Origin of the sequence: Arthrobacter caoxuetaonis, assembly GCF_023921125.1 — a bacterium.
In the GTDB taxonomy this organism is placed as follows: Bacteria; Actinomycetota; Actinomycetes; order Actinomycetales; family Micrococcaceae; genus Arthrobacter_B; species Arthrobacter_B caoxuetaonis.
The window spans coordinates 1,241,741-1,265,294 of record NZ_CP099466.1; the positions used below are offsets into that span (position 1 = coordinate 1,241,741).

Sequence of the window (23,554 nt, forward strand, 5' to 3'; positions counted from 1 at the left end):
AAACCGACGCCCTGCCGCCCCTTCGACATAAATATGTAACTAAGCCAAGCCTAAGCTAATCTCTAATAGCGCACAGTTCCGTTGCGTAATTATTCGCCTGCGCACGGCCGTAAAAGACCAGGGCGCGGCCCGGACCAAGGCGCGTTATGACTGGTAATTTCCTCATCGGGCTCCGCGAGGGACTCGAGGCTGTACTGATAGTGGTCCTTCTCCTCGCTTATCTAAAGAAAAGCGGGCGGACTGCACTGATTCCCCGGATATATGCCGGGATAGCTGTGGCGGTGCTGGTATCCCTCGGATTTGGTGCCCTTTTGACTTTCGGCCCCCGCGGTCTGACTTTCGAAGCGCAGGAAATCATTGGCGGTTCCCTTTCGATTGTCGCCGTGGGCTTCGTGACATGGATGGTTTTCTGGATGGCCACGGCCTCCCGCTCACTTGGAGCCGACCTGCAGAAACAGGTGGACCGCGCTTCGGACCAGAACGCCTGGGGCCTGGTCCTGGTGGCTGCCCTGGCCGTCGGCCGTGAAGGCCTGGAAACCGCTCTGTTCATCTGGTCAGCTGCGCGGGCGACCGGCCAGACCTGGGAACCGATCCTGGGCGCGGGCCTAGGACTCTCCCTCGCCGTGATCCTCGGTGCGCTCCTCCATAAGGGCGCCCTGAAAATCAACCTGAGCCGGTTCTTCACCTGGACCGGAGCGGCCCTGATCATCGTCGCCGGCGGCGTCCTCGCCTACGGCATCCACGACCTCCAGGAAGCCCGCGTGCTTCCTGGACTGTATTCGCTCGCCTTTGACGTTTCCCACATCATTTCCCCAAGCGGCTGGCTGGCCGCGGTGCTCAAGGGCATATTCAACTTCTCACCCGCCACCACCTGGCTCGAAGCAGCCGCCTGGGTCCTTTACGTGATCCCGGTGATGTGGTTCTACTTCCGCAGCGTCCGACGCCGCGGCCCACGCCGGGATGCAAACGCGCCCCGGCCCGTGACAGCGGCATCCTAGCCCCGCTGTCGAAAGCAACTAAGGAAAGACCATGATGGCAAAACCCACACTCGCCCCTGCCGTTCTCCTGGCCGTCACTGCGCTGACGCTGAGCGGCTGCACTGACAACAACGCCGTTGCCGACGGTGCCATTACCGTTACCAGCACAGCGCAGGAGTGCTCGGTTTCCACCGGGACCACCCCGGGCGGAACCATCCGCTTCGACGTCACCAATGAGGGGACCGAAGTCACCGAGTTCTACCTGCTGGCAGAGGACGGCCTGCGGATCGTCGGCGAGGTCGAGAACATCGGCCCCGGCCTCACCCGCGATCTGGTGGTCATGGCTCCTGAAGGCCAGTACTTTACGGCGTGCAAGCCCGGGATGGTGGGCGAGGGCATCCGCGCGGCTTTCACCGTCACCGAAGCCCCTGAAGGCCAGGAAATCAGCGCTGACCGTGCTGAGCTGCAGGAAAACGCCGTCAACCTTTACGCCGCCTACGTCAAGGACCAGGCAGCGCAGCTGTTGGAAGGCACCCGTGAGTTCGCTGCGGCCTTTACCGCGGGGGACGAAGAGACCGCGCGGGCACTGTACCCGCAGGTGCGCATGCACTGGGAACGGATCGAGCCTGTCGCAGAATCCTTTGGCGACCTTGACCCGATCCTGGACGCCCGGGAAGCCGACCTCGAAGAGGGCGACGAGTTCACAGGCTGGCACCGGGCGGAAAAGGACCTGTGGGCTCCGGCGGACTACACCAAGATGACGGCGGAGGAACGCGCCTACATTGCGGAGAAAATGGTCGCGGACACCGAGGAACTGTTCAGCCGGACCCAGGAGCTGACCTACACCGCGGACAAGCTGGCCAACGGTGCCAAGGAGCTCCTCGACGAAGTCGCCACGGGCAAGGTTACGGGTGAAGAGGAATTCTTCTCCCACACCGACCTCTGGGATTTCCAGGCCAACGTGGACGGTGCCCGGATTGCCTATGAAGACCTCAAGCCGCTGCTGGCGGAGAACGACGGCGAACTCGACGCAGCGCTCGAGGAGAACTTCGCAGCGCTCCAGGAACTCCTGGACCAGTACCGGGTAGGCGAAGGTTTCAAGCTCTACACGGAACTCACTGACGAGCAGATCCAGGAACTCAGTGCCGCCGTCGATTCGCTGAGCGAACCTTTGTCGAAGCTGACCGCAGCGGTCGTGAAGTAGGAGAAGCACCCGGTGAGTCCCGAAAAGGAACGTGGGAGTAAAGGCCTCAGCCGCCGTGGCCTGTTCACGGCGGCTGGGGCCGGGGGCCTCGGCTTGGCTGCCGGTGCCGCCGGAGCCTTTGCCGTGGACAGGGAACGCGGACGAAGCACGGACGACGTCGTGCCGTTCCATGGAACCCACCAGGCCGGTATCACCACCGAGGCCCAGGACCGCATGCATACAGCGGCCTTCGATGTGACGGCGTCTACGCGTGCCTCCCTGGTTTCGCTGCTGAGGGATTGGACCCGGGCGGCGGAGGCCATGACGGCCGGCCTGGAGATCGGAGAGACCGGCGCGGCGGACGGAGCCTACGACTCTCCTCCCGAGGACACCGGCGAAGCCCAGGACCTCCACGCGTCCCATCTGAGCGTGACGTTCGGATTCGGCAGGACCCTCTTCGAGAAAGACGGAGCTGACAGGTTCGGAATCGCGGACAAACTCCCGGCGGCCCTGATTGATCTTCCGCTGTTTTCCGGAGATGCACTCGAGGAGAACCGCAGCGGTGGCGACCTCATCGTCCAGGCATGTGCCGATGACCCCCAAGTGGCGGTCCACGCTGTGCGGAATCTCGCCCGGATTGCCTTCGGCCGTGCCCGGGTCCGCTGGTCCCAGACCGGTTTCGGCAGGACCGCCTCGACCTCGACGGCGCAGGTGACCCCGCGGAATCTCTTTGGCTTCAAGGACGGCACATCCAACCTGAAGCTGCAGGACGGTGCGCAGCTGGAGGAACATGTCTGGGTCAGCGGGAGTCCGGCGTCGGAATCATGGCTCGACGGCGGCACATACCTGGTCTTCAGGCGGATCCGGATGCATATTGAAACCTGGGACCGCACAACGCTGCGGGAACAGGAAGCCGTGACCGGCAGGACCAAGCGGGAGGGAGCTCCGCTTTCCGGGGGAGAAGAGTTTACCGCGCCCGACTTTGGCCTGCAGGGACGAAGCGGACCGCTAATCGATCCCGCTTCCCATCTGGCGCTGGCCCACCCCGACCACAACAACGGCGTCCGGATGCTCCGCCGGGGCTACAACTACGTCGACGGTTCAGACGGCCTCGGGCGCCTGGACGCGGGACAGGCCTTCATCGCGTTCGTGGTGGATCCGAGGACTCATTACGTGCCGATGCAGTCGGCGATGTCCAAGAGTGACCTGCTGGCCGAGTACCTCCGCCATACGGGCAGCGGCCTTTTTGCCGTGCCGCCCGGAATCGAAGCAGGCGGCTACATTGGCGACACCCTGTTTGGGTCCTGAGGAGCAAACCGCGAACAACGGAGGTCTTAGGTCCCTTTAGCAGGACGGCGGTCTCATCAAGACTGCTCTGAAGCATAAAACGAATGCCCGGTGGGAAATCCCACCGGGCATTCGTTCCGTTATTCGCTCAGCTGAGACGTTTCGCCGGCTATCTGTCTAGAGTAAGCGCCGCCGCCAGATAAACCAGCTGCCGGCACCCAGCAGGAGAACGGCTCCGCCTGCGACGTACGGCGCGCTGCCTGCCAGCCACGACGCGGACTCGTTTTGAGCGTCCAGGGCTGTGGCGCTTCCCGTCCCGGCGGCGCGGCTTTCCGCGGACCCGGCCGGCTTGGCTGCGCCTGCCTCCTCAGACCGGTCTGCCTGCTGATCCGGGTCTGTCTCCCGGGAGTCAGCCGGAAGCCCGTCCGCCGGCGCAGAAGCGGGATCCGAGGTCACGGCCGGAGCCTGTGAAGAAACCTCGCCGGGGACAGTACCTGTTGCTGCCCCGTCTCGGACTGCCGGGTTCGTCAGTTCAGCCAGTGGCCGTTCCGGGGCGCTCCCACCCGATGTCGCGGTGGAGCCGCTGGTTGGTTCCGGGGAGCTGGTTGGCTCGGGTTTGGCCGGCGTCGTGGGGGAGCTGGTTGGTTCGGACGTGCTGGTCGGCTCTGGAGTGCTGCTTGGTCCCGGGCTGGCCGGTGTAGTCGGGGCCGGTGGAGCCGCCGTTGCAGCGGAGAGCATAAACAGGGAAACACTGTTGGCGCCGCCTGACACAACGTCCGGAGAGCGGTCGGCGTTGAGGTCGCCCGCGTACCCGATCGAACTGCCGCCGCCAGTGCCGAGGAGCACGCCGGTTTCCGGAGTCAGCGAGCCAAGCGAAACGGTCCCGGTTGAGCCGGCGTCACCGTAGACCGCCCAGACTTCACCGCCGCCTGCTGCCCCAACAAGAATCTCCGGAGTGCCGTCTGCGTTGAGGTCCGGGATTCCGGCCACCGAGGAACCGGCACGGCCGCCGTCCGCCGCGCCCTCGATCCAATAGCCCCGCTCCTGGCGCTCGCCGCCGCTGCAGGTGAGATCCGCATCGCCGGTGCTGCAGGAGTACACGGTGGCGCTGCCGGAGCCGGGGTTGGTCAGCACAGGGGCCGCTGACCCGGATCCCAGTACGACGGCGACGCCGCCGGGCCGGGGAGCGCCGTCCCGGGAGACTCCGTCGGCACCAACGGCAATGTCCGCATGGCCATCGGCGTTGATGTCGCCGATGCCTGCGATCGAGGCCCCGAGCCGGTCGCGCTGCCGGTCCGGTCCGTAGATCATGAAGCCGTTGCCGTCCAGGGCGGCCAGGTCCAGCGTTCCGGTGCCCCAAATGGCGTACGCCGCACCGGACGCCGCGATGTCCGTTCCCCAGGGGGTCGCAGTGAAGGCCGAGACGAGGATGTCTGATCGGCGGTCGCCGTTGATGTCTCCCGCGGCGCTGACTGACCCCATGCGGTCCTGCGCGGCGGCGCCGTCGACGGTGCGGATCACCTTTCCTGTATCGCGCTGAACGTTCACGTTCTTCACGGACGTCTGGCCCTTGATGACCCAGACACGTCCGCTGTTGGTCCGGCTGTTGTAATCGGCGAGGATGTCGCCCACGGCAATGTCGCCCAGCCCGTCGCCGTCGACGTCTCCGACATTGGCAACTGCGAAACCGAAGTTGTCGGTGGACTTATCGCCGCCAGCCTTGTCTGCCGCCCCGGGATCTTCGATCACGAATCCGCGGGTACCCAGGAAGTCGAGGTCGACGGGGGTGAAATCCCGCTGCCCGAAAATCACGGTGGCCTGCTGGTAGTTGCGGCTGCCTGCGCCGAGGACGAAGTCGTCGAGTCCATCACCGTTGACGTCGTCGAGGCAGGAGACGGACCAGCCTACCCAGGCGCCGCCGGGAACAGTGACGGAGGGGCCATCGATCCGGATGGTGCCGGAGACATCCGGATCCGCGACGTCACCGCTCTTGTCCGCAACGGATCCGAGGACAACGTAGGCTGCGCCGGTGTTGGGGTAGCCGGGGCGGTCCCATCCCCAGTCGCCCAGCACGCTGTCTTCAAAACCGTCGCCGTTGATGTCGCAGGAAGTGGAGCTGACGGCGAAGCCGAGGGTACCGTTCGGTTCCCCCTGCAACTTGCTTTGGCCAAGCACCGGAGTGCCTTCGTCGGCAGTGGCCGCCGGCAGTCCGGGTGCAGCCAGGGCGCCTGCACTGATCAGGGCGGCTGCTGCTCCCACCGTAAGGTGTCTGCGCGGGAGGGAGAATGTGGAATTCTTCATGGTTCTTCTTTGCTCGTTCCGGCCTAGTTGGGGGCGTGGACGCCGTTGTTTTTGCCGAAATCGGCAGCGGTGTCGAACTTCTGCGTGGCCAGGGTGGCTGCCGTGGCGGTTCCGTTTACCAGGTGCTGCCGGATGCTGCCGGTGAACTCTGTCAGCTGCCCGTTCGTGCCGTAGGGGTCGGTGAAGAGGGTTCCGGTGGAGAGTGAGCTCACCGAGTTCTGGTTCAGGTAGAAGTCACGCTGTGCGCCGTCAAACGGCGACGCCGGATCCTGCCAGTCCAGCCCTGCGGCGTCCTTCACTGTGGTCCAGGGGAAGGCCGCAGCGGGATTGTTCCCCCAGGCCAGGTCCACAGGACGGGAAATGCCGTTGGAGGTTTCGGTGCTTTTGGCGGCGTCGTAGTAGCGGCTGGGGTTGCGGATGCCGAACCACGGATCAAAGTGGGCCAGGACGTTGCCGGCGGTGTCCGTGATCTTGTTCTCACCCTTCCAGAGTTCGTACATGCCCCAGAGCGAAGCCTCGGTGCCGGTCGCATGCTGCTGGACGCAGCTGGCATCCGGGATCAGCCGGGATCCGCCGTAGCCGGCCGGGAGTTTGCTGCCCAGGGTGCCGACCCTTTCGTTCACGCCGCAGTTCTTGTGGAACTCGTTGGAATTGCCGAACTTGCTCAGGGTCGTGGAGATAATCTCGGTTCCGTCTGAACATCTGCTGGCGTAAATGGCCTCATGCGCGTTGTTGGACGTTGCGTCGGGGGACCAGCTGCCCTGGTGCTGCTTGATGAGGAAATCGCAGGTGACCACCGCGCCTGCCGTGTCGAGGACCCAGTCACGGTTGACGTCCAGAAGTTGGACGTTGTTGGCCACGAAGATTTTGTGGCCCGCGTTGTCTTCATGGCGCATGGCCATACCCTCATGTGCCGCACCGTACGTCATGAGCGCTTCGCTGGCGTAACCGAAGGGAATGCCGGTTTTGCCGTCGGCGTCTTCCGGGGTGAGGTAGTCGACAACCCAGCCGTAGATATTCGAGGTGCGCGGATCAGTGCCGTGCTCATGCCCGAAAGTGCAGAGCTCGCCGGTGGCCGGGTCGGTGACCTGCGCGGGATGCCACGTGGGGTAGATCTTGCCGTCCGGGCCGAGCGCAGTGAAGGAAGCATGCAGTTCGGCCGTGCACGTGTCGTACTTGGTCGGCTTCCAGTTCCGTTCCAGGTAGGCCGTGGAATACGGCGAATCCGGCGCGGAAACGTGATCGTGTCCGGTGCCGGCAGTCGTCGAAGGGGCGGCCGCCGGTGTTGCAGCGGGGGAGGATGCTTCGGGGGAGCTCTCTGCGGTGTCGGACGGTGTTGGGGTTGGCTCCGGAGTGGGCGCGGCGGGGGATGACGGGGAGCCATGGTCGTGCTCCTGCAGGAGAAGGGGTGTGGGCTCCGCTGTAGCCAGGGATTCCGGCTCCGCGATGTCCATTGCCGAGGCAGCCGTGGCAGTGATGCCTGCCAGGCCGGAGCCGACAAGTGCAGCCGCCGCGACCGCCACGGCGAAAGGCCGCCAGCCGCGCGGTTTATCTGTCCGGGATTCTTGGGCAATCATGTTTTCGGGGTTCAAATTCGACCTAATCCGACCGCGGCAAAGCCCGGCCTAGGTGGGGGTGGAAACGACAAAAAGGTGCTCGACTAAGGTTAGGGATACCTAACTTGGCCTAGGAGACTCTATAGATTTCCGACTTACGCAACAAAACCATGTCCTATTTTTACGCCCGAAGTAGTCACACGTTTTCCGGCGCTGGAACTTCGGGGAACATGCCGGGCGTCCGTCCGTGGCGAGAGGGGAGCGCGCCGGTAACAGGCTTTCGCCCGCATGACCTTAAGCTGGTAGTTATAGGTTTTGCCCTCCGCCGCCTTCCCGCGCACCTCCGCGCCGGAAGCGGGGCCGGTAAGGGATCAGAAGCGGACCGCACCCAGCGGCCTGCGCGAGCAGAAAGAACGGCGGTACCATTCACATGGCTTCGACCAAATCCAAACTGGATCCGATCATCTCCCTGGCCAAGCGCAGGGGCTTCGTCTTCCAGTCGGGTGAGATCTACGGTGGTTCCCGTTCCGCCTGGGATTACGGACCCCTCGGCGTTGAACTCAAGGAAAACATCAAGAAGCAGTGGTGGCAGAACATGGTCCGCGGCCGCGACGACGTCGTAGGCCTGGATTCCGCCGTCATCCTCCCGCGCGCAGTGTGGGAAGCCTCCGGCCACGTTGAGGTCTTCTCCGACCCGCTGGTTGAGTGCCTGAGCTGTCACAAGCGCTACCGCGCCGACCACCTCGAGGAAGAGTACGAGGAAAAGAAGGGCCGCGCCCCGGAAAACGGCCTGGCTGACATCGCCTGCGCCAACTGCGGCACCAAGGGCCAGTGGACCGAACCGCAGGAATTCTCCGGCCTGCTCAAGACCTTCCTTGGCCCGGTCGCCAATGAAGAGGGCATGCACTACCTGCGCCCGGAAACCGCGCAGGGCATCTTCGTGAACTTCAACAACGTGCTCACCACCTCGCGCAAGAAGCCGCCGTTCGGCATCGGCCAGATCGGCAAGAGCTTCCGCAACGAGATCACCCCGGGCAACTTCATCTTCCGCACGCGTGAATTCGAGCAGATGGAAATGGAGTTCTTCGTCGAGCCCGGCACGGACGAGGAATGGCACAAGTACTGGATTGAAGCCCGGAAGAACTGGTACACGGACCTGGGCATCGACCCGGACAACCTGCGCCTGTTCGAGCACCCGCTGGAGAAGCTCAGCCACTACTCCAAGGGCACCACGGACATCGAATACCGCTTCGGCTTCCAGGGTTCCGAGTGGGGCGAGCTCGAGGGCATCGCCAACCGCACCGACTTCGACCTCGGCACACACTCCAAGCACTCCGGCACGGAGCTCAGCTACTTCAACCAGGCCACCAACGAACGCTTCACGCCGTACGTTATTGAACCGGCCGCCGGTCTGACCCGTTCCTTCATGGCCTTCCTGGTGGACGCCTACACCGAGGACGAGGCACCCAACGCCAAGGGCGGCGTGGATAAGCGCACCGTGCTGCGACTGGATCCGCGCCTGGCTCCGGTCAAGGCTGCCGTCCTTCCGCTGAGCCGCAACGAGGACCTGTCCCCGAAGGCCAAGGACCTGGCTGCCCAGCTGCGCCGGAACTGGAACATCGACTTTGACGACGCCGGCGCCATTGGCCGCCGTTACCGCCGCCAGGACGAAATCGGCACCCCGTTCTGCATCACCGTGGACTTTGACACCCTGGAAGACCAGGCCGTGACCGTACGCGAGCGCGATTCCATGGCGCAGGAGCGCGTCAGCCTGGACAAGGTCGAGGGCTACCTCGCCGAGCGGCTGATCGGCGCGTAATGGGTGTTCAGTTCCGTGAATGGCGCGAGGACGATGACCTAACGCTGCTCCAGCTCTGGGGTGACCCGGAGACCGGCGAGGCCGGGCACTTCCGGGCCGTGCTGCGGCCGTCGTCGAACGAGCCGTGGAGCCGCTGCATCGTGGCGGAGGACGACGGCGTGCCGGTGGCAGCGGGCGTGGTTTACGAGACCAGCCTTCACCCGGACCGGCTGTGGGTGTACATCGAGGTGGCACGGGAGAACCGGCGTGCGGGCCTCGGGTCCACGCTGCTGGGCATGCTGCGCAAGGAAGCCGAGAACGCGCCGTCGGGCGTTGCAAAGCTGCGCGCGAAGGTTGAACCGGATACCCCCGGCGCGGCCTTCGCGGCGGCAGCCGGGCTGGAGCCAATCCAGCGCTCCCGGGTTGTGGTTGTGGAGCCGGGCAAGCTGAAGCTGCCCGTGTTCGAAGACCACGGGCCCCAGCTGGACGAGGCGGCCACCGGATCGGTGGAACTGACCCGCGTTGTCGCCGATTTCTACAACGCAGTCCACGACTGGGACCGGGCAGACATGAGCGTGGGCCGTGCGCAGCAGATGCTGCTCAACGATGCCACCGGAGCTTCCGGTGCCGTGGTGCTCCGGGACAAGCCCAAGAACGAAGGCGGGAAGATCGCTGCCTTCGCTGTGAGCTACACCTCTGAGCGCACCGATACTCCGGCGGACGTGCTGCTGGGCTGGGACACCTCCCTGGCGGAAACCGAAGCAGAAGCTGCGGTGGCGTCATTGCTGGCCATGGTGGCCTACCAGTATCCGGTCCAGCTTGAGGTTGACGAGTCCATGACTGCCCTGGTCCGGGTCCTGGAGCCGCTGCTGGCTTCCGGAGCCGCCCGCCAGGACGGTCCCGAGACCCTGATCGTCAGCAGCTAGTTCCGCCGCTGGCGTCGAGGCCCTCTCAACGATCTAAGGACGCCCCGCATGGGACACAGCCACCTGCCCTCCCCGGGCGCGCCAACGCGTGCAGCGCTGGCCGCCCGGCGGCGGGCCAACCGTTTGCTGGCCTGGATCCTGGTTCCCCTGGGACTGCTGGCCTTCGCCGGCATGGTGGCGCTGTGGCCGAGCGGTGAGCCAGGGGACATCACCGTTGCCGATCCGTATGCAACGGCCGACGGCGTCAGCATCGACACCGGCGCTGTCCAGAGAGTCGTGGAAGAGGACTGCCCGTCCTCCGTTGCGCTGACGGAGGCCGGGGCGCAGGCGCCGCAGTGCCAGGTGGCCTACACCCTGCCGCCCGGCGGGGGAGAGTCGCTGCCGGTCGAAGTTCCTCCGGAAGTCGCCAAGACCAACGCTGTGGAGCCCGGCGACACTATCCGCTACCTGAACCTTCAAAACGTCATGGTGGACAACGGGGCGCCGCCGTACATCTTCATGGACTTCGTCCGGAGTGTTCCGATCGCGGCACTCGCCGTGCTCTACGCCGGCGTGGTCATCGCTGTCGCGCGCTGGCGCGGCCTGCGTGCGCTCATCGGACTGGGCGGAGCCTATGCCGTGCTCGCCGGGTTCATCCTGCCGGGCCTGGTCGAGGGAAAACCCCCGCTGCTGCTGGGGCTGGTCGGATCCAGCGTGATCATGATCGGGGTCCTGTACTTCGCGCACGGCTTCTCCGCCAGAACCTCGACGGCGCTGCTGGGTACGCTCTTTGGCCTGGCCATAACGGCTGGGCTGGCGGCCTGGGCCACGGACGCTGCGCACCTGATCGGCGTCGACAATGAGAACGCGTACACGCTGATCAATGCCTCGGACCAGCTGTCAATCTCCGGAATTATCCTCTGCGGACTCATTATTTCCGGACTTGGTGTGCTGAACGACGTGACAATCACCCAGTCCTCCGCCGTCTGGGAAATGTACGAGCTGGCCCCCGGCGCTTCCGCCAAACGCCTCTTCGCCGGAGCCATGCGGGTGGGCCGCGACCACATTGCCTCCACCGTGTACACCATTGCGTTCGCCTACGCCGGCGCGGCGCTGCCGGTGCTGATCCTGGTTTCCCTGTACGACCGCACGCTGATGGAAACCCTGACCAGCGGCGAGCTGGCCGAGGAAGTCATCCGCACCCTCGTCGGTTCCATCGGCCTGGTGCTGGCCATTCCGGTGACCACCGCCGTCGCCGTCCTGGTGGTCAAGGCTGTGGGCCTGACCGGTGCCCGGACGGGCTCCGGTGACGAAGGCACAGGGGACGGCTACGGAGCAGCCGGCTCCGGAATGACCGGCGGCTCAAACGTAAACGTCATGCCCAGCAGCCGGACCACGGGCAGGTGAATGACGAACTGCAGGAACGTGAATCCCGCCAGACCGCGACCAATACCCCGCGCCTGAACTGGTGGCAGCAAGCCCGAGAGCCAACACCCGGCACCAAAAGTGCGCAGGATTTGCACCCGCTTGCGAGAATAGGACAGTGAGCGTTGCGACCCAGAAGACCAGGCTTGAGCTGCCGCCCCTGAAACTCGGCGGGCTGACCGTGGATACGCCAGTGATCCTGGCCCCCATGGCCGGCATTACCAACAAGGCGTTCCGCCGGCTGTGCCGCGAGTACGGCGGCGGGCTGTACGTGACGGAGATGGTGACGTCGCGGGCCCTGGTTGAGCGTTCCCCGGAGTCGATGCGCATCATCGAGCACGACGACGACGAAGCCATCCGCTCCGTCCAGCTCTACGGCGTGGATCCCGTGACAGTGGGAGCCGCTATCCGGATCCTCGTCGACGAGGACCGGGCCGACCACATTGACCTGAACTTCGGCTGCCCGGTCCCCAAGGTCACCCGCAAGGGCGGCGGTTCTGCCCTGCCCTGGAAGCTTGACCTGTTTACCGCGATCGTCCAGACCGCTGTCCGGGAAGCCTCCAAGGGCGGCATCCCGCTGACCATCAAAATGCGCAAAGGCATCGACGAGGACCACCTCACCTTCCGCGAAGCCGGCAAGATCGCACGGGACGCCGGAGTTGCGGCCGTAACCCTGCACGGCCGGACCGCTTCCCAGTTCTACTCCGGCAAAGCCGACTGGAATGCCATTGCCGAACTGCGTGAAGCCCTTCCGGACGTGCCGGTGCTGGGCAACGGTGACATCTGGTCCGCCGAGGACGCGATCGCCATGGTCGAGCAGACGGGGGTGGACGGGGTCGTCATTGGCCGCGGATGCCAGGGCCGGCCCTGGCTCTTCGCCGACCTGCAGGCAGCTTTCGAAGGCAGCGATGAGCGCCACCGCCCCGGATTGCAGGAAGTCGCCGACAGCGTTTACCGGCACGCCGAACTTCTGGTGGAGACCTTCGGCAACGAGATGATCGCCCTGCGGGACATCCGCAAGCACATGGCCTGGTACTTCAAGGGCTACGTGGTGGGGGGAGACCTGCGGGCTAAGCTGGCAACAGTGCCTTCCCTGGAGGTTCTCCGCGAACTTTTGGCCCAGCTGGACCCCACCGCTCCCTATCCGGGCGCGGATGCCGAAGGTCCCCGCGGCCGGGCAGGCACACCCAAGAAGACAGCCCTGCCGGAAGGCTGGCTGGACGGCCGGGAACTGAACCCCGCCCAGAAAGCCATCATTGCGGCAGCCGAACTCGATGTATCAGGTGGCTAAGAATCCATGACCCTCCCGCAGGTTTTCCGCATTGCCGGCTACACCGACGTCGACCTGGCCCGCTGGGTAGCCGAACCGGCCAAGAGCACCCACCGCACCCAGTTCGGGCGCGACCGTGCCCGGGTGCTGCATTCATCGGCGCTGCGGAGGCTGGGGGCCAAGACACAGGTGGTCGCTCCGGACACGGACGACTTCGTGCGCACCCGGCTGACCCATAGCCTGGAGGTGGCCCAGGTGGGCCGTGAACTCGGAAATGCGCTGGGCTGCGATCCCGACGTCGTCGACGCCGCCTGCCTGTCCCACGATCTGGGGCACCCGCCCTTCGGGCACAACGGCGAAACGGCCCTGAATGACATCGCCCATGCCATCGGAGGCTTCGAAGGCAACGCCCAGACGCTGCGGCTCCTGACCCGGCTGGAACCCAAAATCATTGCCGCGGACGGATCGCCGGCCGGGCTCAACCTGACCCGCGCCAGCCTGGACGCGGCCTGCAAGTACCCGTGGTCCGCCGTCGACGCCCCCTTGGTCAACGGACACCGCACCACCAAATTCGGCGTCTACGAGGACGACCTCCCGGTCTTCACCTGGCTGCGTGACGGCGCTCCGGCCGGCCGCTCCTGCTTGGAAGCCCAGGTCATGGACCTGGCCGATGATATTTCGTACTCCGTGCACGACGTCGAGGACGCCATCGTGGCCGGCCACGTTCAGCTGAAGTGGCTGGACAACCCCGACCAGCGGGCCCGCGTGATCGGATACACGCAGCAGTGGTACGTGCCCACGGCTGAAGCCGCGGCTGTCGACGAGGCGCTGGCACGGCTTGAAGCGGAAGCTGTCTGGGTCCGGGAAGCCGACGGCAGCCGCCGGTCCATGGCGGCCCTGAAGGACATGACCAGCCAGCTGATCGGCCGGTTCTGTTCCAGTGCCATGGACGCGACCCGGGAGATCTACGGGCCGGACCCGCTCACCCGGTACAACGCCGCAATGGTGGTTCCGGAGGAAACCCAGCTTGAGATCGCCGTGATGAAGGGCCTGGCCACGACGTTCGTGATGACCACGGACCAGCGCCAGCCGCTCTACGAACGCCAGCGTGAGGTCCTGACGAACCTGGTGGCCCAGCTTTCGGCCACGGGTGACCGCCACCTGGAGCCGATGTTCGCCGCCGATTGGCGCGAAGCGCCCGACGACGGCGCCCGGCTGCGCGTGGTCATTGACCAGGTCGCTTCGCTCACCGACGGCTCGGCACTGGCACTCCACGAACGCCTGGTCGGTCCCGTTCCCGCGCTCTGGTAGGAATCCGGGTTTGGTCCCGGGGAATAAGGTAGAACCATGGCCGGCCTGATTAAACGCGAAGACATTGATGAAGTACGTTCCCGGACCGACATCAAGGCGGTTGTGGACGGGTATGTCACGCTTAAGTCCGCCGGAATTGGCTCCTTCAAGGGTCTGTGCCCCTTCCACGACGAACGCTCGCCGTCCTTCCATGTCCGCCCCCAGGTAGGCACCTACCACTGCTTCGGCTGCGGCGAGAGCGGCGACGTGATCTCCTTCGTGCAGAAGATGGAACACGGATCCTTCTCCGAAACCGTGGAAAAACTGGCCGCCCGCCTGGGCTACGAGCTGCACTACGAAGACGGCGGCACCGGCCCCCGCCGGGAAGACGTCGGCAAGCGCCAGCGCCTCCTGGACGCCCACAAGGTTGCCGCGGAGTTCTTCCGCGCCCAGCTCATCACCTCCGGGGCGGCCGCCGCCCGGGGTTTCCTGGCCGAGCGGGGCTTTGACCCGGCAGCCGCCGAACACTTTGGTGTGGGCTACGCCCCGCAGGGCTGGGACTCCCTGCTCAAGCACCTCACCGGCAAGGGCTTCACGCGTGAAGAACTGGCGCAGACCGGGATGTTCTCCACCGGCTCCGACGCCTCCCGCTTCTACGACCGGTTCCGCGGCCGGCTCATCTGGCCCATCCGCGACCTGACCGGCGCCGTGATCGGTTTCGGCGCACGCAAGCTGTACGAGGACGACCAGGGCCCCAAATACCTCAACACCCCCGAAACCCCGCTCTACAAGAAATCCCAGGTCCTGTACGGCATCGACCTCGCCAAGCGGTCCATCGCCAAGGACCGCCAGCTCGTGGTCGTGGAAGGCTATACAGACGTCATGGCGTGCCACCTTGCCGGCATCACCACCGCCGTCGCTACCTGCGGCACCGCCTTCGGCACCGACCACATCAAGATCGCGCGCAGGCTGCTCTCCGACGACGGCACCGGGGGAGAGGTCATCTTTACCTTCGACGGTGATGCGGCGGGGCAGAAGGCCGCACTCCGGGCGTTCGAGGAGGACCAGCGCTTCACGGCACAGACCTTCGTGGCGGTGGATCCGAACGGCATGGACCCCTGCGACATCCGGCAGCAGAAGGGTGACGCAGCTGTTGCGGAACTTATCCGGTCCCGGCGCCCCCTGTTCGAGTTCGCGATCCGGTCCACGCTGGCGAAGTTCGACCTCAACACTGTGGAAGGGCGGATCTCGGCGCTGCGGGCCGCTGCGCCGGTAGTCGCGGAAATCCGTGACCCAGCCATGCGCCCCGCCTACGCCCGTGAACTCGCCGGCTGGCTGGGCAGTGAAGTCGATGATGTCCTGCGGGCGGTCAACGCGGCCGCCAAACGCCTGCGCGAGGGGGCGCGGACCGGTGCGCCCGGTAACCAGGGCGGCGGGAACGACGGAGCGAACGAGCGCACGCAGCACCGCCCCGGCCCCCAGCAGTACGGCCACGGCCAGGACGACGGGCAGGGAGCCCCGCAGCCGCAGCCCGCCTTCGCCCGCCCAGACCCCAACGATCCTGCGGCCAGGATGGAACGCCAGTCGCTGGAAGTTGTCCTTCAGCAGCCCGGCATGCTCGACGAGGGCCAGTGGGAACGGTTCAAAGCGGCTCGGTTCACTGTCCCGGCCTATCTCGCCGTGCACAATGCAATTCGCGCGGCCGGGGTCGTCCCGGCCTCCGCTGCCGCCTGGGTGGAGCAGGTGCGCCAGGAGCTGCCAGACGCTCTGCGCGGGTTTGTCAGCGAACTTGCCGTGACCCCGATCCCCGCACGGGATGCGGACGCGCTGGCCCTGTACTGCCGGGACATCCTCAACCGCCTGTTCGAGCTCCAGGTGACGCACCTGAAAGCGGAGAAACTGGGCCAGCTCCAGCGGCTGGATCCCAATGCTGATCCGGCCCTCTTCCAGCAGCTCAACCGTGAACTGATGGAACTGGAGATGCAGCGCCGGGCCTTGCGCGAAATCCAATAACCGGGTCTGTCCGCCGGTGTCCGGGCTGCGTTCAGGCAGGCTCCGGGCCCAGCCGCACCGGGGACGAAACGGATTTCGTTTCTCGGCGGATCGTCTGTAGAGTAATAGTCGCGCTTTCCCCCGTAGCTCAATTGGCAGAGCATTCGACTGTTAATCGAAGGGTTACTGGTTCGAGTCCAGTCGGGGGAGCAAATGGGCTCCTGACCTGTAGAAATGCAGGTTAGGAGCCTTCTTCCTGTCCGTCGGACGGCGCCGGGAAGGCAGGATGAGCGGTTCGGTGACAGCCGCAACATCCTGTAGACTGAATGTCGCCGCTTTCCCCCGTAGCTCAATTGGCAGAGCATTCGACTGTTAATCGAAGGGTTACTGGTTCGAGTCCAGTCGGGGGAGCCACCTGAAGAACCCCGCCGGGCCGTGTGCCCTGCGGGGTTCTTCTCTTTTCCCGTGTTCCATTACGGATTTCCTCCCGGCCGTGGCTACACTGGTTCTCTGCCGCTTCAAAGTGCACTGGACCCATCCGCAGTCCGGTGCCGCAGCGGCAAGGGCGCAACTATCCTGATGCCCGCACCGGAACCCTACTGTTCCGTTCCCTCCGCATACGCTGCGGCCGCTGATCCAGCCGGCGCAGACGCGGCCTTTTTCGGTCCTTCATCAGGAGCTCTCCCATGACGTCCACTTTTGCCCCAGCCACAGCCATTTCCAGCGAAGAAATCTTTGCCGCACACGATGGCGGAAAGCTCTCCGTCGAGACGAAGCAGCCGCTGGATTCTACCCGTGCCCTGTCCATCGCCTACACACCGGGCGTCGCCCAGGTCAGCCGCGGGATCGCCGCTGATGCCGGCATGGCTGCCACCCACACGTGGGCCTCGCGGCTGGTCGCAGTGGTCAGCGACGGCACGGCCGTCCTGGGCCTGGGGAACATCGGCGCCGCTGCTTCCCTTCCGGTCATGGAAGGAAAATCCGCTCTCTTCAAGACATTCGCCGGGCTGAACTCCATTCCCCTGGTCCTGGACACCACCGACGTGGACGAGATCATCGAGACCCTGGTCCGCCTGCGTCCCAGCTTCGGGGCGGTCAACCTGGAAGACATCTCTGCTCCCCGGTGCTTCGAACTGGAGAAGCGGCTGATCGAGGCGCTGGACTGCCCCGTGATGCATGACGACCAGCACGGCACCGCCATCGTGGTCCTGGCTGCCCTGACCAACGCCGCTCGGGTTACCGGCCGTGACATGGGCGGACTCCGGGTTGTCATCTCCGGCGCCGGCGCTGCGGGAGTAGCCTGCGCCAACATCCTGCTGGAGGCCGGTGTCACCGACGTCGTGGTCTTGGACTCCAAGGGAATCCTGACCGCTGGACGGAACCTCGAAGGAGCCAAGGGGGACCTCGCCTCGCGGACCAACCCGCGGAACGTGGAAGGCGGCGCCGCAGAAGCCCTCACCGGCGCGGACGTTTTCATTGGAGTGTCCTCGGGAACCGTGCCGGAAGAGATCCTGGCAACGATGGCTCCGGAAGCTGTGATCTTCGCCCTGTCCAACCCGGACCCCGAAGTGCACCCTGACGTCGCCGCCCGGTACGCGTCGGTAGTGGCGACCGGACGCAGTGACTTCCCGAACCAGATCAACAACGTCCTGGCCTTCCCCGGTGTCTTCCGCGGAGCACTGGACAGCGGTGCGCGGCGCATCACCTCCGCCATGAAGGTCGCGGCAGCCAAAGCCATCGCGGACCTGGTGGGGGACGAGCTCGCAGCAGACCACATCGTTCCGAGCCCGCTGGACCCCCGCGTTGCGCCGGCCGTGGCAGCCGCGGTTGCGTCGGCGGCCGGCTAAGACTCACTCGACACAGGCGGACGTGCCCCGGGAATCCGGGGCACGTCCGCTTTCTTATTCCACAGGCATCTCCACCTGATTCATCCGGCCTGCACCCGCCGGCCCGAAAGCGGCGCCGCAGTTCCCAGCAACACAAAGCATGCTTACTGTTGGAGTAAGCTTTATTGGTTATTTCCGCGCACTAGGAGAGCCGAGGGATCCAATGGGTGCAAGTCAGGCAGGGCCCAGCCAAGGAAGCGCAGGGGATGTGTCGCACCCTGCCAAAGTCATAGCGGTTACCGTGGCTGCCGCAGTTGGCGGCCTGCTGTTCGGCTTTGACACCGCTGTCATCAACGGGGCCGTCGATGCGATCGGCGGGGACTTCAATCTCAGCGCGGGAGTGCTGGGCTTTACTGTTGCCATCACCTTGCTGGGCTGCGCTATCGGTGCCTGGTTCGCCGGCCAGCTGGCGGACCGCATTGGCCGTAAGACCGTGATGGTGTCCGCCGCTGTCCTTTTCGCCGCCAACTCCATCGGCTCGGCCTGGGCCTTCAGCGTCTGGGACCTGATGCTGTGGCGGCTGATCGGTGGCCTGGCCATCGGGACCGCCTCCGTCATCGCGCCGGGGTACATTGCGGAGGTCGCACCGGCCAAGTGGCGCGGAGCCTTGGGGTCGGTGCAGCAGCTCGCCATTACGCTGGGCATTTTCGCGGCCCTGCTGTCAGACGCCTTCCTGGCCAACACTGCGGGCAGCGCGTTCAACGAGCTGTGGTGGGGGATGGCAGCCTGGCGCTGGATGCTGCTGGTCGGTGTCTTTCCGGCGATCGTTTATGGGCTTCTCGCTTTGACGATCCCCGAATCTCCCCAGTATCTGGTGCGCAAAAACCGTGACCCGGAAGCAGCAAGGGTGCTGCGGGACATCACCGGCGTCCGGGACACAGACAAAAAGATCGCTGAAATCCGGGCCAGTTTTGAGCATGAGGAACGTGCGACCTACGCCGACCTGCGCGGGAGCATGCTGGGCCTGAAGCCGATTCTCTGGGTGGGCATGGCCATTGCCGCACTGCAGCAGCTGGTCGGCATCAATGCGATCTTCTACTACTCGACGACGCTGTGGCAGTCGGTGGGCTTCAGCGAATCCGATTCCTTCACGACGTCGGTGATCACCTCGGTCGTCAACGTGCTGATGACGATCGTGGCCATCGCATTCGTCGACAGGGTAGGCCGCCGCAAGCTGCTGATGGTCGGTTCGGTTGGCATGTTCATCGGTTTGCTGGCCGCAACAGTCTCCTTCTTCCAAGCCGATGACAGCAGCGGAGAAATCTTGCTGCCCCAGCCGTGGGGCGCTATTGCCCTGATCGGTGCCAACCTTTTCGTGGTCTTCTTCGCGGCGACGTGGGGTCCGGTCATGTGGGTGACCCTGGGCGAGATTTTCCCGAATAGCATCAGGTCACTGGCCCTTGGGCTGAGCACCATGGTGAACTGGATCTTCAATTTCATTGTGACCCTTTCCTTCCCGTGGGTCAGCGAAAACTTCGGGTTGTGGATTATGTACGCCATCTTTACGATCTTTGCCGTTGTCTCGTTCTGGTTCGTGAAGACAAAACTTCCCGAGCTGTCCGGACGCGAACTTGAGGAAGACCGCGACAAGTTGTGACTGGAGTGTCTGGACGGCACATACGGAAACCCGTGAAATCTGAGGAGAATGGTAATTTTGGGTAATGGCAACGGCGAACAGTAACGAGCAGACGGAGGCAGGGCCGATGAACAGCTCCGCAAGCACCAGGACCCAACGGGCAAACGGAAGCTCATCGCTGGTTGGACTCTCCAAGGTCATGGCACGCCTGCTTCCGCGGCAAATCAGCGACGAACTGGCCCTTGCGCTGGCGGAAATGAAGCAGAAGGGCATCAAAGCCGGGATCGCAGCCGGTTTTATGGTTGCGGCTCTCCTGTGCCTGGCCGCGCTTGGCGTTGCCCTGATCGCCGCAGCCATCCTGGGGCTGGCAACAGTGATGCCCGCCTGGCTGGCCGCCCTCCTGGTCGCCGCGCTTTTCCTGGTGATCGCCGGGGTTGCCGCGCTGGTAGGTATTTCGCGTTTCAAGAAGACCATGCCGCTGCTGCCCGAAGATGCTCTTCGCGGAGTCCGCTATGACCTTGGCGTCCTGAAGGAGGGCCGCAGCTTCGATCCGGCCACCCTGGACGCACCGAAGCAGCCCAAACCCAAGGACGAAGGCAAGGGCAAGCAGGAGAAACCCGAGGACGCCGTCCACAAGCCCACTCCCGAAGAGCTGCGCATCCGGCTGCGCCAGCGCCGCGAGCACATGGCTGCCGTGCGTGACGGGCTCGGCGAAAAGGCCGACGTCAAAAAGCAGATGTCTGACCTCAAGGCCCGCCGCTCGGCCTCGCGCCGCCGGCCTGGCAGCACATCCGCGGACGGAACGGCTTCACCCGACGGAACGAGGGGCACCGCCGACGAGATCGGCACCATGCTGCGCGAGCGCAAGCAGCCGCTTGCGGTGCTCGGCGCGTCACTGGTCGCCATGGGAATCCTCCTCCGCAGGCTGATGCGTAAATAGCGCGTTTTGTACAGAAAGGCAGAGGAAGCCACACCGTGATCAAGCTCATCGGCGCCGGTTCCCGTCCGGGCCGGGGGGAAAGGGTCCTTGATACGTTCTGGACCCTTCCAAACCTGATCACCATCCTCCGCTTCCTTGGCGTACCACTTTTTGTCTGGTTTATCGCCAGGGACAGCTACGGTCCGGCCTTTGTCACACTGGTCATTATCGGTTCCACGGACTGGGTAGACGGCTACCTCGCACGGAGGCTGGACCAGGTGTCACGGACGGGCAAATGGCTCGACCCCGTTGCTGACCGGCTGGCCCTGATCATCGTGGCGATCGTATTCGTCGTCGACCAGATTGCTCCGTCCTGGCTCGTCTGGACGATTGTCATCCCGGATCTGATCCTCATTGCGAACTCCCTCATACTCTTCGGCGGGAGCCCGAACCTTCCGGTGAGCAACATCGGGAAGATCAGGACCGCGCTGCTGCTCATCGGCGCTCCGATGCTCCTGCTCCAAAGAGTCCCGGGCTTCGGGTACGAGTGGCTGATCATCGTCGGGAACATCGTGCTTGCCACTGGTTGTGCCGGACACATCGCAGCCTTTGCCGGCTACATGCGGGCCTCCTGGCGGAAATACAGGCTGCAAAACGCCGTGCCCGTCAGGACACCGCATGCGTCCTGACGGCGGCAGCACACTTCCCAGCGACCCGGGCCGGGTTCCATGACCGGCATCGCCATCGCCTGCGCCCTGGCCAGCGCCTTCTTCCTGGCCTTCGGCGCCCAGCGCCAGGGCAGCGCGGTCAGCGCCGACACCGGCGGGCTGGACCTTAATTCCTCAGGCTTCGTGAGGCTGCTCCGGAACCCGCGCTGGCTGTTCGGCCTGCTCCTGCTGGGGATCGGCATGGGACTGAACGTCGCCGCGCTGGCAATGGCGCCCCTGACAGTCGTGCAGCCCATTGGCTCGCTGGCACTGGTCATCACCACCATCGTGAACTCACGGGACCAGGGTCTTCGGCTGAACCGGGTCACTGTCGTTTCGATCATCGCCTGTGTCGCCGGGAGCATGCTGTTCGTGACCCTTGCCGTCGGCGCGACGAGAACCGACCAAGTTGTCGAACCCCGGCAGGAAATCACGATCGTGATGATTCTCGCCGTCGTGGTTTCCTTCTTCGCCCTCCTGAACCTGCTGTTCGGCAAGCGGCTCGGCGCGATCGCTCACATCCTCGGAGCCGGCATCCTCTTCGGTTTCGTTGCCGTTCTCACCAAAACGATCGCGGCCGACCTGCTGGACCCCAACGGACGCTTCCTGCTCAACGTGCCGTGGTACACGGTCGCCGGGATCGTGGTGGCGGGGGGACTCGGTGCCTGGTTCGTGCAAAGTGCCTATTCCAGCGGTCCTCCGGACCTGGTGATCGCCGGACTGACGGTGATCGACCCAATGGTGGGGATCGCGATCGGCATTGGGGTCCTGAATGAACTCCGTCCCGATGTTCCCGCCGTGCTGGCCGTGGGGATGGGAGTCTGCGCCCTGGTTGCTATTGTTGGGGTGGTCGCCCTGTCCCGGTACCATCCGGACGTCATCAAACGCAGGGCAGCCCAGAAGCGGCGCCAAAGACCTTCGGCATCGAAGCCGGCCGGCAACCGCAAGCCCTGACGCGCACCCAAACCGTTAGACCGAACCCAATAGAGGAATACTTTCGTGACCGAGGAACCGGCAGAAAAACCGCTGACTATCCTGATCGCCTGTGACACCTACCCACCGCACCTGAACGGTGCGGCCCAGTTCGGCTTCCGCCTGGCCCAGGGCATGCACGGCCGCGGCCACGACGTCCACGTCCTGGCACCAAGCCCCGGCAGCGGCCCGAGCCATTCGGAAACGGACGGCCCCTGGGCAGTGCACCGGCTTCGTTCCCACGGAGTGCCCACGCACGAGTACTGGCGGATTTGCCTGCCGTGGGAAATCAAGAAGCACATATCCCTGCTGCTTGACCGCATCAAGCCGGACGTCGTCCACGTCCAGTGCCACTACATGGTCGGCGAGTACACCCTCTACGAGGCCCGCAAACGTGGAATCCGCGTTGTTGCGACGAACCACTTCATGCCCGAAAACCTGGATCCGTTCCTGCCGTTCCCGACGTGGTTCAAGCAGATCGTGGCCCGGAACTCGTGGCGCGACATGGGCAAGGTCATGGGCCGCGCGCACGTCGTCACCACTCCCACCCCGCTCGCTGCCAAGGCCATGACGGAATATGCGTCCCTGCCTGACGTACTGCCGCTTTCCAATGGCATCGATGCCTCGGCCTACGAGCTGCAGGACGGCGAAGAAATCCAGCGGCCGGATCACCCGACCATCCTGTTCGTCGGACGCCTCGCTGAAGAAAAACATGTCGACGTGCTGATCGACGCCGTCGCCAAGACTCCCCGCGAGCTGAACCTGCACGCCGAGATCGTCGGCGGCGGAGAAGTGAAGCAGGCGCTGATCGCCCAGGCAACACGGCTGGGGCTCCAGGACAGGGTTGTCTTCCGCGGCCTGGTGGACGACGAGGAGCTGCGCCAGGCCTACCTGCGCGCGGACCTTTTCTGCATGCCGGGAACCGCCGAACTGCAGTCCCTGGTCACGCTGGAAGCGATGTCTGCCTCCACTCCGGTGCTGCTGGCTGACGCCATGGCGCTGCCGCACCTGGTCGAACACGGCCGGAACGGCTATCTCTTCCAGCCGGGGGACAGCTCGGAACTGGCCGGCCGGATCACGGAGATCCTCTCGCTTCCGGACAGTGAGCGGGAGCAGATGGGACGGCACAGCCGGGCCATGGTCGAGCCGCACAGCCTCGAAGGGACCCTTGCGACATTTGAGAAGCTCTACCGGGGCGAAGGCGACACCGCCTTCCCCGGCTAGGTTCCCGGGGCCGGAAGCCAATTCGGCCACCGGGCCTGCCGCCCCTTAGGATGGCAGTACTTCCTGTCCCGGACAGGAGCACGCGGGGCTGTAGCTCAGCCGGTCAGAGCAGCGGACTCATAATCCGTGGGTCGTGGGTTCAAGCCCCACCAGCCCTACCCGTGTCAGCAGATGAAGCACCCCGGCCCCGTGCCGGGGTGCTTCGCTGTTAAAGCAGTCCCCAAGGGGGATTGTGCTTCGATGTTACTGGTGGGTAACATAAGGGCAGCCGGCTTCATCGCCCGGA

General features: G+C 64.9%; 17 protein-coding genes and 3 tRNA genes. 18 read left to right on the top strand and 2 right to left on the bottom strand.

Annotated elements, in window-relative coordinates; all coding sequences use genetic code 11:
• Positions 1-146 precede the first annotated feature (146 nt).
• Genes efeU through efeB form a run of 3 tightly spaced genes read left to right on the top strand, consistent with a single transcriptional unit; the run spans position 147 to position 3,468 of the window.
• On the top strand, positions 147-998 hold the full coding sequence (gene efeU / locus NF551_RS05590; RefSeq protein ID WP_227894876.1) for an iron uptake transporter permease EfeU: 852 nt from the start codon (positions 147-149) through the stop codon (positions 996-998).
• A gap of 34 nt (positions 999-1,032) precedes the next feature.
• Positions 1,033-2,181: an iron uptake system protein EfeO gene (gene efeO, locus NF551_RS05595; protein WP_423721504.1), complete on the top strand. Its 1,149-nt coding sequence runs from the start codon at positions 1,033-1,035 to the stop codon at positions 2,179-2,181.
• Between the two features lie 12 nt (positions 2,182-2,193).
• Entirely contained in the window at positions 2,194-3,468 is a 1,275-nt protein-coding gene (efeB, locus tag NF551_RS05600; protein WP_227894874.1) for an iron uptake transporter deferrochelatase/peroxidase subunit, read from the top strand.
• Positions 3,469-3,624: 156 nt separating this feature from the next.
• Here the strand turns inward: efeB and NF551_RS05605 are convergent, their stop codons facing one another.
• Together NF551_RS05605 and NF551_RS05610 are read right to left on the bottom strand one after the other, a co-directional pair.
• Positions 3,625-5,748 (bottom strand): hypothetical protein, encoded by a 2,124-nt coding sequence (locus NF551_RS05605; protein WP_227894873.1) that lies wholly within the window; start codon positions 5,746-5,748, stop codon positions 3,625-3,627.
• A gap of 23 nt (positions 5,749-5,771) precedes the next feature.
• Positions 5,772-7,325, bottom strand: coding sequence for a hypothetical protein (locus NF551_RS05610; RefSeq protein ID WP_227894872.1), 1,554 nt, complete (start codon positions 7,323-7,325; stop codon positions 5,772-5,774).
• A gap of 409 nt (positions 7,326-7,734) precedes the next feature.
• Here NF551_RS05610 and NF551_RS05615 point away from each other — a divergent pair, with 409 nt between their 5' ends.
• From NF551_RS05615 to NF551_RS05685, 15 genes are all read left to right on the top strand, one after another.
• Positions 7,735-9,123: a glycine--tRNA ligase gene (locus NF551_RS05615; RefSeq protein ID WP_227894871.1), complete on the top strand. Its 1,389-nt coding sequence runs from the start codon at positions 7,735-7,737 to the stop codon at positions 9,121-9,123.
• Positions 9,123-10,028: a GNAT family N-acetyltransferase gene (locus tag NF551_RS05620; RefSeq protein ID WP_227894870.1), complete on the top strand. Its 906-nt coding sequence runs from the start codon at positions 9,123-9,125 to the stop codon at positions 10,026-10,028. Before NF551_RS05615 ends, NF551_RS05620 begins: the two co-directional genes overlap by 1 nt.
• A 48-nt stretch (positions 10,029-10,076) precedes the next feature.
• On the top strand, positions 10,077-11,414 hold the full coding sequence (locus NF551_RS05625; RefSeq protein ID WP_227894869.1) for a YibE/F family protein: 1,338 nt from the start codon (positions 10,077-10,079) through the stop codon (positions 11,412-11,414).
• A gap of 136 nt (positions 11,415-11,550) precedes the next feature.
• Positions 11,551-12,723: a tRNA dihydrouridine synthase DusB gene (dusB, locus tag NF551_RS05630; RefSeq protein WP_227894868.1), complete on the top strand. Its 1,173-nt coding sequence runs from the start codon at positions 11,551-11,553 to the stop codon at positions 12,721-12,723.
• A gap of 6 nt (positions 12,724-12,729) precedes the next feature.
• Entirely contained in the window at positions 12,730-14,013 is a 1,284-nt protein-coding gene (locus NF551_RS05635; protein WP_227894867.1) for a deoxyguanosinetriphosphate triphosphohydrolase, read from the top strand.
• Between the two features lie 36 nt (positions 14,014-14,049).
• Positions 14,050-16,005: a DNA primase gene (gene dnaG, locus NF551_RS05640; RefSeq protein WP_227894866.1), complete on the top strand. Its 1,956-nt coding sequence runs from the start codon at positions 14,050-14,052 to the stop codon at positions 16,003-16,005.
• 116 nt (positions 16,006-16,121) lie between these two features.
• Positions 16,122-16,194: transfer RNA gene (locus NF551_RS05645), tRNA-Asn, on the top strand.
• A 128-nt stretch (positions 16,195-16,322) separates the two neighbouring features.
• Positions 16,323-16,398: transfer RNA gene (locus NF551_RS05650), tRNA-Asn, on the top strand.
• Between the two features lie 272 nt (positions 16,399-16,670).
• On the top strand, positions 16,671-17,831 hold the full coding sequence (locus NF551_RS05655) for an NAD(P)-dependent malic enzyme (protein ID WP_227894865.1): 1,161 nt from the start codon (positions 16,671-16,673) through the stop codon (positions 17,829-17,831).
• 247 nt (positions 17,832-18,078) lie between these two features.
• Positions 18,079-19,467 carry a sugar porter family MFS transporter gene (locus tag NF551_RS05660; RefSeq protein WP_227894864.1) on the top strand — a complete coding sequence of 463 codons (1,389 nt, stop codon included), beginning with the start codon at positions 18,079-18,081 and terminating at the stop codon, positions 19,465-19,467.
• 106 nt (positions 19,468-19,573) lie between these two features.
• Entirely contained in the window at positions 19,574-20,386 is an 813-nt protein-coding gene (locus NF551_RS05665; protein WP_227894863.1) for a phage holin family protein, read from the top strand.
• A 35-nt stretch (positions 20,387-20,421) separates the two neighbouring features.
• Positions 20,422-21,054 carry a CDP-alcohol phosphatidyltransferase family protein gene (locus NF551_RS05670; protein ID WP_227894862.1) on the top strand — a complete coding sequence of 211 codons (633 nt, stop codon included), beginning with the start codon at positions 20,422-20,424 and terminating at the stop codon, positions 21,052-21,054.
• Positions 21,055-21,093: 39 nt separating this feature from the next.
• Positions 21,094-22,026: a DMT family transporter gene (locus NF551_RS05675; protein ID WP_227894861.1), complete on the top strand. Its 933-nt coding sequence runs from the start codon at positions 21,094-21,096 to the stop codon at positions 22,024-22,026.
• 45 nt (positions 22,027-22,071) lie between these two features.
• The gene (locus NF551_RS05680; protein ID WP_227894860.1) at positions 22,072-23,268 is read left to right on the top strand and encodes a glycosyltransferase; all 1,197 of its coding nucleotides are present in this window, start codon (positions 22,072-22,074) and stop codon (positions 23,266-23,268) included.
• A gap of 84 nt (positions 23,269-23,352) precedes the next feature.
• Positions 23,353-23,426, top strand: a tRNA-Ile gene (locus NF551_RS05685).
• Positions 23,427-23,554 lie beyond the last annotated feature (128 nt).

Bases quoted from the DNA above. Each gene is read 5' to 3' on its own strand.
- efeU (WP_227894876.1), top strand. From the start codon at position 147: ATGACTGGTAATTTCCTCATCGGGCTCCGCGAGGGACTCGAGGCTGTA.
- efeO (WP_423721504.1), top strand. From the start codon at position 1,033: ATGGCAAAACCCACACTCGCCCCTGCCGTTCTCCTGGCCGTCACTGCG.
- NF551_RS05605 (WP_227894873.1), bottom strand. From the start codon at position 5,748: ATGAAGAATTCCACATTCTCCCTCCCGCGCAGACACCTTACGGTGGGA.
- NF551_RS05610 (WP_227894872.1), bottom strand. From the start codon at position 7,325: ATGATTGCCCAAGAATCCCGGACAGATAAACCGCGCGGCTGGCGGCCT.
- NF551_RS05615 (WP_227894871.1), top strand. From the start codon at position 7,735: ATGGCTTCGACCAAATCCAAACTGGATCCGATCATCTCCCTGGCCAAG.
- NF551_RS05620 (WP_227894870.1), top strand. From the start codon at position 9,123: ATGGGTGTTCAGTTCCGTGAATGGCGCGAGGACGATGACCTAACGCTG.
- NF551_RS05625 (WP_227894869.1), top strand. From the start codon at position 10,077: ATGGGACACAGCCACCTGCCCTCCCCGGGCGCGCCAACGCGTGCAGCG.
- NF551_RS05635 (WP_227894867.1), top strand. From the start codon at position 12,730: ATGACCCTCCCGCAGGTTTTCCGCATTGCCGGCTACACCGACGTCGAC.
- dnaG (WP_227894866.1), top strand. From the start codon at position 14,050: ATGGCCGGCCTGATTAAACGCGAAGACATTGATGAAGTACGTTCCCGG.
- NF551_RS05655 (WP_227894865.1), top strand. From the start codon at position 16,671: ATGACGTCCACTTTTGCCCCAGCCACAGCCATTTCCAGCGAAGAAATC.
- NF551_RS05665 (WP_227894863.1), top strand. From the start codon at position 19,574: ATGAACAGCTCCGCAAGCACCAGGACCCAACGGGCAAACGGAAGCTCA.
- NF551_RS05675 (WP_227894861.1), top strand. From the start codon at position 21,094: ATGACCGGCATCGCCATCGCCTGCGCCCTGGCCAGCGCCTTCTTCCTG.